This window comes from Streptomyces murinus, from assembly GCF_002154555.1.
In the GTDB taxonomy this organism is placed as follows: Bacteria; Actinomycetota; Actinomycetes; order Streptomycetales; family Streptomycetaceae; genus Streptomyces; species Streptomyces murinus.
Window position 1 is genome coordinate 1 of record NZ_MUNF01000183.1, and the last position, 14,213, is coordinate 14,213.

At 72.3% G+C, this 14,213-nt stretch carries 12 protein-coding genes and 1 pseudogene; 6 read left to right on the forward strand and 7 right to left on the reverse strand.

All coding sequences use genetic code 11. The features are described 5' to 3' along the window. Positions 1 to 36: 36 nt before the first annotated feature. The gene (locus tag CCN72_RS13345) at positions 37 to 786 is read right to left on the reverse strand and encodes an anti-sigma factor (protein WP_086807712.1); all 750 of its coding nucleotides are present in this window, start codon (positions 784 to 786) and stop codon (positions 37 to 39) included. Next, a complete protein-coding gene (locus CCN72_RS13350) occupies positions 783 to 1,367 on the reverse strand; it encodes a sigma-70 family RNA polymerase sigma factor (RefSeq protein ID WP_086807713.1) in 585 nt (194 codons plus the stop codon). The genes CCN72_RS13345 and CCN72_RS13350 overlap by 4 nt, the downstream gene beginning before the upstream one ends. A gap of 134 nt (positions 1,368 to 1,501) precedes the next feature. Here CCN72_RS13350 and CCN72_RS13355 point away from each other — a divergent pair, with 134 nt between their 5' ends. The 4 genes from CCN72_RS13355 to CCN72_RS13370 all read left to right on the forward strand — a co-directional run bounded on the left by CCN72_RS13355 (position 1,502) and on the right by CCN72_RS13370 (position 5,685). Beyond that, entirely contained in the window at positions 1,502 to 2,230 is a 729-nt protein-coding gene (locus CCN72_RS13355) for a GNAT family N-acetyltransferase (RefSeq protein ID WP_086807714.1), read from the forward strand. 183 nt (positions 2,231 to 2,413) lie between these two features. Continuing rightward, positions 2,414 to 3,121: a maleylpyruvate isomerase family mycothiol-dependent enzyme gene (locus tag CCN72_RS13360; protein ID WP_086807715.1), complete on the forward strand. Its 708-nt coding sequence runs from the start codon at positions 2,414 to 2,416 to the stop codon at positions 3,119 to 3,121. A 118-nt stretch (positions 3,122 to 3,239) separates the two neighbouring features. Next, positions 3,240 to 4,256: a LysR family transcriptional regulator gene (locus CCN72_RS13365; RefSeq protein ID WP_086807716.1), complete on the forward strand. Its 1,017-nt coding sequence runs from the start codon at positions 3,240 to 3,242 to the stop codon at positions 4,254 to 4,256. 70 nt (positions 4,257 to 4,326) lie between these two features. Beyond that, positions 4,327 to 5,685, forward strand: a complete 1,359-nt coding sequence (locus tag CCN72_RS13370; RefSeq protein ID WP_086807717.1) for a carbohydrate-binding protein — start codon at positions 4,327 to 4,329, stop codon at positions 5,683 to 5,685. A 103-nt stretch (positions 5,686 to 5,788) separates the two neighbouring features. On the opposite strand, the gene CCN72_RS13375 is transcribed toward CCN72_RS13370, so the two are convergent. From CCN72_RS13375 to CCN72_RS13390, 4 genes are all read right to left on the reverse strand, one after another. Continuing rightward, a complete protein-coding gene (locus tag CCN72_RS13375; protein WP_086807718.1) occupies positions 5,789 to 6,439 on the reverse strand; it encodes a TetR family transcriptional regulator in 651 nt (216 codons plus the stop codon). Next, positions 6,436 to 7,125, reverse strand: a complete 690-nt coding sequence (locus CCN72_RS13380; protein ID WP_086807719.1) for a DUF4166 domain-containing protein — start codon at positions 7,123 to 7,125, stop codon at positions 6,436 to 6,438. The genes CCN72_RS13375 and CCN72_RS13380 overlap by 4 nt, the downstream gene beginning before the upstream one ends. Further along, a complete protein-coding gene (locus CCN72_RS13385; protein ID WP_086807720.1) occupies positions 7,122 to 7,877 on the reverse strand; it encodes a hypothetical protein in 756 nt (251 codons plus the stop codon). The genes CCN72_RS13380 and CCN72_RS13385 overlap by 4 nt, the downstream gene beginning before the upstream one ends. A gap of 331 nt (positions 7,878 to 8,208) precedes the next feature. Further along, a complete protein-coding gene (locus tag CCN72_RS13390) occupies positions 8,209 to 10,428 on the reverse strand; it encodes a DUF8189 domain-containing protein (RefSeq protein ID WP_086807721.1) in 2,220 nt (739 codons plus the stop codon). Between the two features lie 397 nt (positions 10,429 to 10,825). Between CCN72_RS13390 and CCN72_RS13395 the strand changes: the two genes are divergently transcribed. Continuing rightward, positions 10,826 to 11,638 (forward strand): DeoR/GlpR family DNA-binding transcription regulator, encoded by an 813-nt coding sequence (locus CCN72_RS13395; protein WP_158101350.1) that lies wholly within the window; start codon positions 10,826 to 10,828, stop codon positions 11,636 to 11,638. A 39-nt stretch (positions 11,639 to 11,677) separates the two neighbouring features. Here the strand turns inward: CCN72_RS13395 and CCN72_RS13400 are convergent, their stop codons facing one another. Beyond that, complete coding sequence (locus tag CCN72_RS13400) at positions 11,678 to 13,936, reverse strand: helix-turn-helix transcriptional regulator (RefSeq protein WP_086807723.1); 2,259 nt, start codon at positions 13,934 to 13,936, stop codon at positions 11,678 to 11,680. On the opposite strand from CCN72_RS13400, the pseudogene CCN72_RS13405 reads away from it, so the two are divergent. Beyond that, positions 13,916 to 14,213, forward strand: a pseudogene (locus tag CCN72_RS13405) (hypothetical protein); the annotation flags it as partial. The gene CCN72_RS13400 and the pseudogene CCN72_RS13405 sit on opposite strands and share 21 nt — an antisense overlap.

Genomic DNA, 14,213 nt, shown 5'->3' on the forward strand with positions numbered 1-14,213 from the left:
CGCCCCCGCCGCCGTGTCCGTCCCCTCGCCCCTGGTTCAGGACGGGATCTCCAGCAGGCCGATGGGCGTACTGGTCGGCCGCGGCGAGCCACCGGCCGGTTCCACGGTGATCCCGACGCCCGAGGCGCCGTCCACCCCGCCCCGCATCAGCACGGTCTGACTGGCGCGGTCAGGGTTCATGAGCCCGGCCGAACGCATCGTCCCGCCGACGGCGAACCACAACTGATAGACCTTGCCCCGGGGAGGCTCGGCCATGCCCGAGGTCATGAACACGGCCCGGTCCCGTCGGGCCGAGACCACCACGGTGCCCGTACCGCCCGCGACCCGCACCGAACGTGTCTTGGCGTCCGGCGCGGCCAGCACCCCCGCGATCTCCTCGGCATGCCGTTCGGCCGCGGCCGCCTGATGGCGGGCGTCCTGGGCACGCTCGTACTGCCATACGGCGGTTCCACCGAACACGGCCGCGGTGGCCACACTCGCGGCCAGTGCCCATCGGGTCAGGCGCCGTCCACGCCGTACGCCGCGACGTACCCGCTCCGAGGGCGCGGCGCCGGGCGGCACCTGCCGTACGGTGGTGACGCGGGTGAGGACCTGCTCCCGCATGCCGGGGCGCGGGCGCACCGTGGCGGCCAGGGCCAGGCGTCCGGCGGTGGCCGTGAACTCCGCGACCTCCTGCGCGCAGGCGGCGCAGTCGGCCAGATGACGCTCGAAGACGGCACGCTCCTCGTCCTCCAGCGCGTGCACCGCGTAGGCACCGGTCAGAGCGTGCGGATCGGTCGTGGTCATGCCGTCACCCCCAGGCAGTCCCGGAGCCGGATGAGTCCGTCGCGCAGGCGGGTCTTCACCGTGCCGAGCGGTAACGCCAGTGCTTCGGCGACCTCACGGTAGGTCAGGCCGCGGTAGTAGGCCAAGGTGACCGACTGACGCTGGAGTTCGGTCAGGGTGCGCAGGCAGCGCCGCACCTGCTCCTGCTCCAGCCGGCTCTCGACCTGCTCGGTCACCTCGTCGTACGCGGGCTGATGGTCGAGCAGCGCGGCCCTGGTGTCACGGGCGGCTGCCGCTTCCACCGACCGGACCCGGTCCACGGCCCGCCGGTGGGCGAGGGTGAGGATCCAGTTGAGGGCACTGCCGCGTTCCGGCTGGTAGCGAGGGGCCGTGCGCCACACCTCCACCAGGACGTCCTGCGCCACCTCCTCCGACTGCGCCTGATCGCGCAGAACCGCCCGGGCGACCCCGAGGACGGAGCCGGCAACGGTGTCATAGAGCGCTGCGAAAGCCTCTTGGTCCCCCAGCGCCACCTCGTGCAGCAGACGTTGCAGGTCGGGCTTCGCGGAGGGATTCGTGCCGATATGTACTAATTCCTTCACAGTTGCTCTCTCTCGTGGCCGTCACAGAGCGGGGCATCATGGGTAATCCGGGGCCACGCGAGCTGCGGATTGCTCCCGTGCGAAAGTGCCTAGTCTGGCACTGGCCAGGCACCGGCACGCATCAGGAGAAGAGCATGTCCGCACGTCTCAACGAATACGGCCAGCCCGTCGGCGACCCCGTGCCCGACTGGACGGCGCGTCCCGCGCCCGCCCGGGTCGCCGTCGAGGGCCGCCTCTGTCGGGTGGAGCCCCTGGACGCGGACCGCCACGCCGACGACCTGTACGCCGCCTACTCCCTCGCGGAGGACGGCGCGGACTGGACGTACATGTCGGTCGGTCCCTTCGGCACCCCTGCCGACTACCGCGCCTACGTGACGAGGGTGACCCAGGTGGACGACCCCCTTCCGTACGCGGTCGTCGACCTTCGCACCGGCAAGGCGGTGGGCACCCTCTCCCTGATGCGCCAGGATCCGTCCAACGGGGTCGTCGAGGTCGGCAGCGTGGCCTTCTCGCCTCTGCTGAAGGGGACTCCGGTGTCCACGGAGGCCCAGTTCCTGCTCATGTCCTACGTCTTCGACGAACTCGGCTACCGCCGCTACGAGTGGAAGTGCGACAGCCTCAACGCGCCCTCGCGGAAGGCGGCTCTACGGCTGGGCTTCACCTTCGAGGGGATCTTCCGCCGGGCCGTCGTCTACAAGGGACGCAGCCGCGACACCGCGTGGTACTCCATCGTCGACTCCGAGTGGCCGCACGTCGGCAAGGCGTTGCGGGAGTGGCTCTCGCCCGGCAACTTCGACACGGAAGGCCGACAGAAGCGGTCCCTGTCCGCCGTCCGCGCCGCCGACGAGAATCCGGGGCGCTGACGAACCGACGGCCACCGCCGCGCGTCCGGCGCCAGCGACGGTCGGCTCAACCGGCGCCCCGCCCGGCGTGAAAACCGGGACGGGGCGCACTCGTTCAGGCCACCGGAGTCCGGAGTCCCCATCTCATTTCCGTGATGCGGTTAAATGCTTCCGGAGAATGGATGATGCAGGCAAGGAGGTTCCATGCAGGGTCTCGGAGCTCTGGACCCGATCACCGCGTCCACGAACCGGTTCGTCGCCACCGTCGCCTCCCTCACCGACGCTCAGGTCGCGGGCGACACGCTCGTACCCCCATGGACCCGCGGCCACGTCATCACCCATGTCGCACGCGCCACGGACAGCATCTGCCGACTGCTCGCCTGGGCGCGTACCGGTGTGGAAACGCCGCAGTACGCGAGCATGGACGCCCGTGCCGCCGAGATCGAGGCCGGGGCCCGGCGGCCGGTCGCCGACCTGGTCGCGGACGTCCGCGACACCGCCGCCCGCTTCGAGGAGGCGGTGCGGACCCTGCCCTCGGCGGCCTGGCACACCGAAGTGCGGATGCGCACCGGGGAGTTGCGTATGCCGGCGACCCTGATCCTCGCCCGGCTGCGCGAACTGGAGATCCATCACGCAGATCTGGACGCCGGTTACGGCTTCTCGGACATACCGGTCGACGCCGCGCGATGGATCATCGACGACATCGTCGAGGCACTCGCCCGGCGACCGGAGACTCCTGCGCTGCGTCTGGAGGTGACCGACACCGGCCTCGTTCACGCCCTGGGGATCGGCGGCCCCGCTGTCAGGGGGCGCCAGGCGGACATCCTGGCCTGGCTCAGCGGCCGTTCCCCCGGCACGGCGCTCACCGCCTCCGGCGCCGACGAGGTTCCTGCGGCGCCCTTCTGGATCTGAAGGGCAGCGCGGTGCCGCGTCGGCTGGAGGATCAGGTCTCGGTGACCCAAACCCGTACACCCACTCTGGTCTGGACCAACCTCTTGCCCCTTGCTCTCCGGCGCCGCAAGCTCCCCTCATGGAGCTGGAGTTGCGGCATCTGAAGACCATCCGGGCCATCGCGGAAGCGGGCAGCCTGACCAGGGCGGCGACCGTCCTCGGGCTCGCGCAGCCCGCCCTCAGCGCACAGCTGAGACGCATCGAACGGGCCCTGGGCGGCGCCCTGTTCGAGCGCGGCCGACACGGAGTACGGACCACGGCCCTCGGTGAGCTGGTCCTGGAGCGCACGCGCATCGTGCTGCCCGCGGTGAGCGAACTCCAGCGGGAGGCCGCCCGGTTCGCCCGGAGCCGGGGGGAGAGGGAGCGGCTGCGGCTCGGCGGGACGCACGGGCCGCTGCTGGGCGCGCTGGTGGACCGGCTGGCCGACGCCGCGCCCGGCACCGCCGTGACCACCTGTGCCTCCTGGTCGGAGCGGGAACTCGCGGAGATGCTGAAGCAGGGGCGCCTGGACTTCGCGCTGTCCGGCACCTGCGGCTTAGCCCCGCCGCCCGACTCTCCCCACCTCGTCTGGGAGGAGATCGCCGTCGACCCGGTCTTCGTGATGCTCGCCGACGGCCACCGGCTGGCCCGCGGACGGGAGATCGAGCTGGCCGCACTCGCGGACGAGCAGTGGGCGTGTGTCCCCGGCGACGGCTGTTTCGCGGACTGCTTCACCGCGGCCTGCGCCCGGGCCGGCTTCACCCCCCGGCGCATGTACGAGACGGACACCGCTTCCTGTGTGCACCTGGTGCAAGTGGGCCGCGCGGTGGGCCTGTGCCGGGCCACGTTTCCGCCGACGCCGGGACTCGTCATCCGTCCGCTCGCCGGCACGCCCCTGATGTGGCGCCACCTGCTGGGCTGGCACCCCGCCGGACAGCGGCCGGGCACCGCGGCCACGGTGCTGGCCCAGGCCAGGGAGGCGCACGCGGGCGCGGCGGCGCGCAGTGACAGCTACGCGTACTGGCTCGCGGAGCGGCGATCGACTCCGGCAGACGGTCTCGCACCCGTGACGGCTCCCGCCGCGGGTTCCATACCGCCGGGGCAGGGGGTCGGTTGACGTCTTACGGGCCGCGGCCGGTTCTCTCTACGGTTTCGGCACCCCACCGAATCCGAGGAGAGACCTCCCCATGCTCCGACGAAACCTCAGAGCCGCCTGTGCCGCCGTGGCGGCGGCGGGCGCCCTGCTCGTGACCGGGCTCAGCGGCTCCGCGAGCGCCCAGCCGTCCCCTCCCTCCGCCCCGCCGACCGCGGCGGACAGCCTCCGTACCGCCGCCGCGCCGCCCGGCCTCCTCACCGCGCTCCAACGGGACCTCGGCCTGAACCGGCAGCAGGCGGACCGCCGTCTGGCCAACGAGGCCGAGGCGGGCGCCACCGCGGGCCGGCTGCGCGCCGCCGTGGGCGCGCACTTCGCGGGCGCCTGGGTGAGCGGCACCGTGTCGGACACACTGACCGTCGCCACGACGGACCCGGCCGACGCGCGAGCCATCCGGGCGCGGGGCGCCGACGCGGTCGTCGTACACCACTCCCTGGCCGCACTGGACGCGGCCAAGGCGCGCGTGGACCGGGCCGCCGCCCACCACGGCACCACCGACACTCCGGTCTGGTACGTCGACGTGCGCACCAACGCGCTGGTGGTCCAGGCGATACGGCCGTCCGCCGCACGCTCCCTGCTCGCCAAGGCCGGTGTCGACGTCTCCCTCGCCCGCATCGTGAAGTCCGCCGAACGCCCGCGCCCGCTCGCCGACCTGCGGGGCGGGGACGCCTACTACATCGACAACAGCGCCCGCTGCTCGATCGGCTTCCCGGTGACCCGGGGCACCCAGCAGGGCTTCGCCACGGCCGGGCACTGCGGGCACGCCGGCAGCACCACCACCGGCTTCGACCAGACCGCGCAGGGGACGTTCCAGGCGTCGATCTTCCCCGGCAACGACATGGCCTGGGTGGCCACGAACGCCAACTGGCGGGCGACGCCGTACGTCAACGGCTCCAGCGCGCAGGTCGCGGGTTCCGTGCAGGCCACGGTGGGCTCCTCCGTGTGCCGTTCAGGATCCACGACCGGCTGGCACTGCGGCACGGTGCAGCAGCTCAACACCAGCGTGACCTACCAGGAGGGCACCGTCGCCGGTGTCACCCGCACCTCGGTGTGCGCCGAACCGGGCGACTCGGGCGGCTCGTTCATCTCCGGCAGCCAGGCACAGGGAGTCACCTCGGGCGGCTCGGGCGACTGCACGAGCGGCGGTACGACCTTCTTCTATCCGATCAACCCCATCCTCCAGAACTACGGCCTCACCCTGACCACCGTCGCATCCGGCCCGGGAGACCCCGGCGGCCCCGGTGATCCCGGCGGCACGTGGTCGGCGGGCACCGTCTACCAGGCGGGCGACACGGTGACGTACGGCGGTGCCACCTACCGCTGCCTCCAGGCCCACCAGGCCCAGCCGGGCTGGGAGCCGCCGAACACACCGGCGCTGTGGCAGCGGGTGTGAGCGGCTGACCGCAGGCCCCTCGTACCGCGCGAGGACTCGGCAATATCGGTCCCGTGCTCGATCAGCCCCTCTCAGGCGCGTGCCGCGCGGCGCACAGCCCCTCTCACCCGCGCGCCGCGCGGCGCAGGTGGTGGCGGACTGCCCGCTGGGCGACCGGACCCAGTGTGTCCAAGGCCGCGACCAGCGCGCCCAGTTGTTCGAGCGCGGTCAGTGCCGCGTGCGCGCCCGCCTCGTCCACGCCCTCGTACAGTTCGATGCCGACGAACGACGCGGCCACCGCGCGGGCGAGACCGGCCGGGTCGGCGAACTCGTTGACCGGGGTCGGGGCGAGCACCCTGCGCAGCACCTGCTCGATCTCGGCGATCCACAGATCGAGTCCGGCGGTCGTGGCCGGGCCGAGGGCGGCGTGGGTCTGCGCGCCGGCCAGCAGCTGTCCGAGGAGGGCGACATGGCCGCCGGCCCGTTCCTGCTCGTGGATCTCCCGGCCGACCGCGAGCAGTTCGGACAGGGAGGCGACCGCGGCGAGCCGGGTGCGGTACTTCGCCACGGTCGTCTCCGCGCCGTAACGGCAGGCGGCGGCGAGCAGTTCGTCCACGGAGCCGAAATGATAGAAGACCAGCGCCTGGTTGACGCCGGCCGCCGCGGCGACCGTACGGGCGGAGGCCTTGGCGATGCCCTGTTCGGTGAGCGTACGCAGCGCGCCCTCCAGGAGCTTGGTCTTCGTCTCCTGGGACTTCGCCGTCTCCGGGCTCATGCGCGCGCCTCCTCCCGCACCGGGCGCAGTCCCGGCCGCGTCCCGCGGGAGACGGCGTCCGTGTACGACACCGTGAAGGAGCCCTCGTAGCCGAAGAGCGGCCCGAAGCGGCGGTTCACCACCCTCACCCGGACCCGGAAGCGTCCGGTGATGTCGTCGAAGGACTCGCGTACCTCCGCCGTGGCGCCGATGAGTTCCGGTACGCGCACATCCACCGGGCCCTCCCGGAAACGGTGTTCGCCGGAGCGGATGAGCAGCGAGCCGTCCGGCTCGGCCGCGAAGTGCAGTTCGCTGGCGAGGTGTTGGTGCGTGCCGAGGTAGTCGAGGATCCGGTCGCCCTTGGGACTGAGCACCATCTGCGCGTCGAAGCGGCGGGGGCCGCCGGGCAGGTCGAAGGTGCGCACGAAGCTCACCGTCTCACGGCCGAAGGTGTCGGTGTACGGGACGTTCTCGATCATGAACGGGATGTCGCGGCCGGCCCGTGGGACAAGGATGTTGCGGGTGGCGCCGAGGGCGAGGAACGGCTTCACGTACGCCGGGCCGTGCCAGATCCGGTCCATGACGCCGCGCCCGGTGCAGGCCTCTCCGCTCGCCAGGCCCACCGAGAAGCGGCGCCGCAGCTCGGGGTGGAGGCGGTCGAAGCCGTCGCCGAGCACGGTGTGGAACATCGAAGGGGGCGTGGTCATCCGTGCTTCTCCAGGGTGTGCAGGACGCGGGGGGCTCGGGTCGTCCGGTCCGCCGGGGCGCGCAGGCACCGGCGGGCGGCGGGGGTACAGGTGAAGGGGGCCTTGAAGAGGGCGAGCGACATGACGACGATCAGCAGGAGCGGGTAGAGGTAGGCCACGTCGGCCCCGAACCGTCCGAAGACGCCCATGGCGGACTCCAGCCCCAGGCCGGTCAGGCACCCGGTGAACAGCAGTGCCCGGACCGCCAGTTCGGCCAGCCAGTTGGCCCGCGCCCGCTCGGGGCTGATGTCCCGCTCCAGCCACAGCCGCAGCCGGTCGAAGGACCAGGCGGTCGCCCAGCCCATCAGGGGGCGGAACACGAGCCGGTCGGCGAGCGCGCCGAGAACGCCCCAGCGGGGCCGGTAGTCGTAGCCGGTGAGGAAGCGCACGCCGTGCGCGTCGGGCACGTAGCGCCAGTAGCCGCTGCCGTGGGCGAGCGGGCAGAGCGGGTGCGGGGAGGCGAAGCGCAGGGCGGAGGTACGGGTGCCGTCGGGGCGCTCCCGTTCGCCGGCGGTGATCCCGGTGCCGGAGACCGTGAGAAGGGCCGGGACGCGCACGGCGTAACGGAAGCGCTGGGGCTCGCCCTCGACGCGCGGGAGGTAGTCGATCTCCGAGAACCGCAGGTCCCAGCGCTGGTGCTGGGCGGGGTCCTGGGTGCGTGACCAGAGTTCGTCCATGTCGGCGCGGATATGTGCTTCCACGTAGAGACCCATGGTGTTCCCCCACGTCCCATCGGCGTTTGAGCGATCGCTCAAACCATCCGAGAGGGAAAGTACACCCTTTTGAGCGAACGCTCAAAGTCTGGAGCCGGAAGGCCCCCGGTTCCAGGAACTACCCGACCCGGGGCCGGAGTTCAGCCGGTCCACCCCGACGGCCGCCGAGTCGGAGAGCAGGTACACGACGACGCTCGCGATCTCGTGCGGTGCACCGAACCGCCTCATGGGTGTGTTCGGAAGCGAATCGACCTGTCCCGGCGAACGCCTCCGCCGTCCGTTCGTCGACCTGCTCCCCGGCGCGCAGACCGAAGAGGCGGACCGGCCCCGCTCAGCGGCTGGTGAGCAGGAGTCGGCTCGATCCGTCGGGCAGGCCGGCGATACCGACCTGATCTCCCGCGAAGGTCCCGGCGCCGCGGAGTCCGGGGACCGCCCGGAAGGGCGTCCAGTCCCCGTCCCGGTCCCGCACGGCGTGGTACACGTTGCCGTCCAGTCCGACGGCGACCAGCTGACTGTCCCCGTCGGGCAGGCCCGCGACGGCGACCGCCGAGGCCCCCATCGGACCGCCCCCCGGCCCGGAGGGACTGTCCCAGCCCGTCCAACTGCCGTTTGCCCGGCGGACGTTGTGCCATACGTGCCCGTCGAGGCCGATGGCGGCGATCTGGCTGTCCCCGTCGGGCAGGGCGGCGATGGACAGGGCGGGTCCGGCGAAGTCCGGCGCGCCGACCCCGGAGACGGTCGACCAGCCGCTCCAGCCACCGTCGGCGGCACGGGTGTCCAGCCGCATCCGGCCGTCCGCGCCGTAGACCAGGACCTGGGAGGATCCGTTCGGCATACCGGCGATCGCGACCTTGGTGGCCTTCACCAGCCCCGAGTCGTCGCCCGCCATAGCGGCCCAGCCCTGCCAGGAGCCGTCGGTGTGACGGATGTTGTGGTACGTGTATCCGTCCTGGCCGATCGCCGTGATCTGGGAGTCGCCGTTCGGCATGCCCGTGATCGCGATGTCCTTCGCCGCGAACCCGGTCTTCTTGTTGTCCGCCGCAGGCAGAGCGTGCCAGCCCTGCCAACCACCGTCCGCGCTGCGGACGTTGTGCCAGACATTGCCGTCGAGCCCGATGCCCAGCACCTGGACGCTGCCGTCGGGCAGAGCGGCGACGGCCTCGCGGCTCCCCGCGAACCGGAACGCGTCGCCCGCACCCGCCAGGGGGCCCGGCGCGGTCCACGTACCGTCCGCCGCACGGGCCATGTCGTAGAACGTGTGCGAAGTGACCGGCTGCGGAAGGTTCTTGGAGATGATCTCCCGCTCCAGATCTCCGGATCCGACCCCGTTGCGGTTCTGGTTCACATCGTCGTGCATGACGATGTTCATGTTGTCCGTGACGTTGGTGGTGTTCCAGGAGGTCCGGAGCTTCGCGAGCAACTGCCGGTTCAGCTCGTCCTCAAGACTGAGCAGGAAGTTGTCCGCCTTCCAGGCGGAGGTGAGCTTGAGCGCCGCCAGGATCTGTGTGATCGCCGCCTCCGGTATGGAGTCGGTGGGATCGATGATGCCCTGCTGCACGAAGAACTTGTCCGCCGCCGCGCCCGGCGCACGTCCCAGTACCTCGTCACCCCGCTTGAGCACCGCGTCGAAGGTCTTCTGCGACAGCTTCGGGTCGAGGGCCGCCTTCAGGATGTCCTGCCACGCGGTGCTCACCCCGACGTAACTGCCGCGATAGTCCTGCACATCCGGCTGGTGCCAGGCCCAGGGGTACGCCGTGCTGTCCGTGTCGTCGACGATGACGACGTGCCTGCCCGCGGCCATGAACTGGTCGTACGTCGACGTCGGGCGCAACGAGGCGTCGGCGATGGCCGGATGGCCCGCGCCGCCGCCCACCAGATCACCCAGCTCGGTGATGGCCTCGCGCCGGTCCTGCTGGAGCGTCGCCGCCGGACCGGTGGCCGTGACCCGCAGGATCACGATCTCCTTGGGATGCGCCCGGATCCAGTCCGCGACCTCCCGCGCCTGACCCGGGATCACACCACCCTTGCCGTCCGGCGCGTCGAAGAACAGCCGCCCCAGCGGTCCGCCGTGATAGCTGAACCACTTCCCGTCCTGCTTGCACAGGCGCAGGTCGAGATAGCGCGAGCCACCGTCCAACTGCTGGACCAGGGAGCCGCTCTGGGTACGGGACATGCTCGCCGCCAGTGCCGGCCACTTGCGGGCGGTACCGACCGTGTCACCGGCGTCGCACATCCCGCTGTCCCCGGTGATTCCCGCGGTGCCCGCGTCATGACTGCCGGGGATCACGACCTGGTTCATCGGACGATCGCCGATCGTGCCGCGCAGTTGGTCCATCCACGAGCCCAGCGCGATGTCCGCGGGTGCGGGAGCGGCCGTACCGGAACCCGCTCCGACGGCCGACGCGGGATCGGTCCTCGCCGTACCGTCCGCCGCCGTCGCCGGTGCCGTGCTCGCCGCTGCCGGCACCACCGTCACGGCGCCCACCGCCATCACCAACGTGGTGACGGCCAGTCTTCGCTTCACTGCCCTGCCGCGCGTGCCCATGCGCATGTCCCTTCGGTCTCGGATGTGCGGCACAGTTCTACGGGGAACTCGCGCCCACCGGATGCCCCTCGCCCGAAGTGCTCACCACGGATGAGCAGTTCGGTCCACTCGACCCCGACCGGCCGGGCAAAACCCTAGGAACTTTCCCTGATCCGCTCGGGACGCGCTTCGGAGAAGCTGGCGGTCAGCGACGGGACGGATCATGAGCGGAGCTTCGACGTTTGCATTCCTTGACACATACGACGGCCGGGCCGGTGAGGCCGTCGCACGCGCGGACCGGCGAGACACGGAGAGCGGGGGAGTGGCACCACTCCGCGGCCGACCACCCGGCTCGCACCCCGGCCCGCACTCCGAGACATACCCCGGCCCGCACCCCGGCCCGCACCCAGGGACGGAGACGTGGATGAACGAGGCAACACGTGACACCCGCATCTCGACCATCCTGACCCTGTTGACGCAGCGCGCGGAGCTCCAGGTCCGGCTGCTGCCCGCCGTCCTGGGCGTCTCCGGACCCACCGTGCGCCGGGACCTCGCCGCCATGGAGGAGAGGGGACTGATCCGGCGGTCGTACGGGAGGATCGCCGCCGCCCGGCGCAGCGCCGAACTTCCGGTGAGCCTGCGGCGGTCGCAGAACACCGAGGCGAAGCGCCGGATCGGTGCGCTCGCCTCCTCCCTCGTCCCGAGCCGCCCGCTCACCCTGGCGCTCAGCGGCGGCAGCACGGCGGGCTTCGTGGCGCGGAGCCTGGCCGGCCGGTCGGACCTGACCGTGGTCACCAACGGGCTCGACACCGCGACCCTTCTGACGGAGCGTCAGGCGGCGAAGGTGGTGGTCACCGGCGGCACCGCACGCCCGTTGTCCAACGATCTGGTCGGCAGACCCGCCGAGAGGACACTGCGTTCCTACCGCTTCGACTACGCGATCGTGGGCGCCGACGGCATCAGCCCGGCGGCCGGGTTCACCCAGTACAGCTCCGAGGGAGCGGAGATCGACCGGGTCATGCTGGAGCAGGCGACGCGGCGGATCGTCGTGGCCGACAGCTCGAAACTGGGGCAGGTGCACCGGGCCAAGGTCGCCGACATCGAATCGGTCCACACCGTGGTCACCGACTCGTACGCGAACACGGACATGGTCGCCCGACTGCGCGGCACCGGCCTGGACATGGTCCTCGTGGCCATCCCCTCGTCCGTACGGCCCCACCGCCGCCGGTCCTCCTGACCCACGCGGTCGCCGCGGCCGGAACGTTCCGCGTGCGGCTCACCGGCGACCGTCTCCGCCGCCCGCCTCCTGGACCCGCCGGCGCAGCTCTCTGCGGCTGCGCATCCCCAGCTTCACGAACACGCTCCGCAGGTGGTACTCGATCGTCTTCACGCTGAGCGTCAGCTCGTCGGCGATCTCCCGGTTGGTGCAGCCGAGCCCCACCAGGCGGGCCACCTCGCGCTCCCGACCGGTCAGCAGATGGTCCAGGTCCGGTGTGTCCCCGCGTTCGGGCGCGCAGGCCCGGCGTTCGGCCCGGCACTCCTCCAGGAACGGCCGCGCGCCCAGGCGGGTGAACAGGTCTTCGGCGCTGTCGAAGTGCGCGGTCGCGGAGCCCGTCCTGCCCAGTGCCGCCGACACCCGCCCGCGTGAGATCTCCAGCAGCCCCCGTACCAGCGGGATGTCCCGGCCGGGCCCGAGCAGTCCGACCGCCTCGGTGTACCGGCCGAGCGCGTCCTCGTGCGCGCCCGCCGCCTCCGCCGTACGGCCGTCCAGCCAGGCGTCGGCGACACGCAGATGCGGGTTCGAGGCGTCGTCGCCCGTGGACTTCAGCTCCTCCATGGCCGCACGCGCGAGGTCGGCGAGACCGCACGAGACGAGCGACTCGGCGAAGAAGGGCAGCCAGCTCATGGAGACGATGCGCACCCGCTCCGAGTGCGCGGAACGCTCGGCCAGCATCTGGAGGGCATCCACCACACCGCGGTGGTCCCCGCGCGCCCGTGCCCGCATGGCCCGGGCCATGGCCGTGTGGTACTGCGGCCCCCCGAAGTCCAGTGGCCGGGCCAGGTGTTGGGCCTGGCGCAGACTTGCCTCGGCTGCCCCGTCGTCGCCCCGGAACGCGTCGAGGACCGAGCGCAGGGACCACAGGGCGGGCGCGTCGAAACAGCGTCCCTGCTCGTCGTCGAGCGCCGTCCCCACTTCTCGCGCCGCCCGGTTCCAGTCGCCGCCCAGCAGATGACACATGGCGAGATGCACCGAGGCGCTCGTACCGAGGAGCCGGGCGGCGGCGGAGCGGCGGCGGGCCGTCACCATCGTCAAGTCGGTTGTCGCGGACGACAGTTGCGCGTCCGCGAGCCGGAGTATGCCCCGGACGGTCAGGGCCGGAAGGTCCTCCTCGCCGATCCGGTCCGCGTCCTCGGGCAGTCCGGCCAAGAGGTCCAGCCCGGCTCCGGGGCCGTGCCGCAGCGCCGTGCCGTAGGCGGCCAGAGCCCGCGCGGCCTGCCGGAGACCCGGGGGTACGACGACGTACGGCGCCCGCGCGCAGACGTCCGGGACTCCACCGGACGGCGGCCCGGCGGCGGGCCCGCTCGGTGCCGGGCGGGCCGCGACCGGATCGGTTTCCCGGCGGCGTCCGACGGGACCGTACAGGCGTGCGTCGCCCGCCGGGGGTGCCGGGCGAAGGGCCTGGTCGGCGTGGTGCCGGGTGGCTTCCCCCTGTCCCAGGATCGCGTGCACCAGCGCCAGTTCGGTGAGCACGACCGCCCGTTGACCGGGATGAGCCTCCCGCAGGGACTCCTGCGCCTGGTCCAGCAGCCGCCGTGCCGAGGTGAGACGGCCGGCGGCGAACTCGGCCAGGCCCAGCGCCTCGTCCCGCCAGGGGCAGGGCCGACGGGTGACCACCGCATGCCCGTGCTGGGCCAGCTCCGCATCGGCACCGGCCCAGAAGAAGAGCCGCACGGCGCCGTAGAGCAGATGGTCGCTCCGGTGGTCGTCCGCGTGCGAGAGGGATGCCGCCGACAGCAGCGTCCGTGCCGCGTGCAGGAGCCCGCCCTCGGCGAGTTCGCGGTTCGCGGTCTCCAGGAGGTCGGCGGCCAGGCGGACGTCGACGGTCTCGGCGGCCGCCACCCGGTGCGCCAGCCCCTGCCGTTCGTCGACCGCGTCGACCGCGGCGACATGCAACGCGCGCCGCCGCGCCGCCGGCAGCGTGTCGTACAGCGCGTCGCGGAACACGCCGTGTCTGATCGCCACGGTGGGCACCTGGGCGTCCGTCCGCGTGATGAACTCCTCGTGGACCAGCGGGTCCAGCGCCGAGGTGGAGTCGAGGGCGCCCAGGACGGTGCTCAGGGCCGGCACGGTCGCGGAACCGCCGAGCACGGCCAGCGCCTCAAGGGCCGCCACGCCCTCGGAGGGAACGCCCGTCAGCTGACGCCGCACCACGGCCGCGGGCAGGGCGGCCCGTGCCGGTCCGCCGGGGCGCGCGGTGCCGTGGCTGTCGAGCAGGCTCCTGAGGTACAGCGGATGGCCGCCGGACCGCTGCACCAGACGACGCGTGAGCACGTCGTCGGCGAGATCGCCGAGCGCGGTGGCCACCAGGGCCGCCGCCTCCGCCTCCGGCAGCTCGGACTCGGCGACACGGACCTGGACTGGTTCGGGCGCCCCGGCGAACCCGCCCGCGCCGACTTCCTCGGCGACACCGTCGGCCTGGTGGTCCCCGTCGTCCAGGACGAGCGCGTCATCCACGCCCACGCCGTCGCCGGGGACCGCTACCTGGTCACCGCGCACCGGGGCCCCGCGTTCCTCGCCCCGGAGATCACCG

Coding starts and splice junctions, on each gene's coding strand:
- CCN72_RS13345 (WP_086807712.1), bottom strand. CDS start 786: ATGACCACGACCGATCCGCACGCTCTGACCGGTGCCTACGCGGTGCAC.
- CCN72_RS13355 (WP_086807714.1), top strand. CDS start 1,502: ATGTCCGCACGTCTCAACGAATACGGCCAGCCCGTCGGCGACCCCGTG.
- CCN72_RS13360 (WP_086807715.1), top strand. CDS start 2,414: ATGCAGGGTCTCGGAGCTCTGGACCCGATCACCGCGTCCACGAACCGG.
- CCN72_RS13365 (WP_086807716.1), top strand. CDS start 3,240: ATGGAGCTGGAGTTGCGGCATCTGAAGACCATCCGGGCCATCGCGGAA.
- CCN72_RS13370 (WP_086807717.1), top strand. CDS start 4,327: ATGCTCCGACGAAACCTCAGAGCCGCCTGTGCCGCCGTGGCGGCGGCG.
- CCN72_RS13375 (WP_086807718.1), bottom strand. CDS start 6,439: ATGAGCCCGGAGACGGCGAAGTCCCAGGAGACGAAGACCAAGCTCCTG.
- CCN72_RS13380 (WP_086807719.1), bottom strand. CDS start 7,125: ATGACCACGCCCCCTTCGATGTTCCACACCGTGCTCGGCGACGGCTTC.
- CCN72_RS13385 (WP_086807720.1), bottom strand. CDS start 7,877: ATGGGTCTCTACGTGGAAGCACATATCCGCGCCGACATGGACGAACTC.
- CCN72_RS13390 (WP_086807721.1), bottom strand. CDS start 10,428: ATGCGCATGGGCACGCGCGGCAGGGCAGTGAAGCGAAGACTGGCCGTC.
- CCN72_RS13395 (WP_158101350.1), top strand. CDS start 10,826: ATGAACGAGGCAACACGTGACACCCGCATCTCGACCATCCTGACCCTG.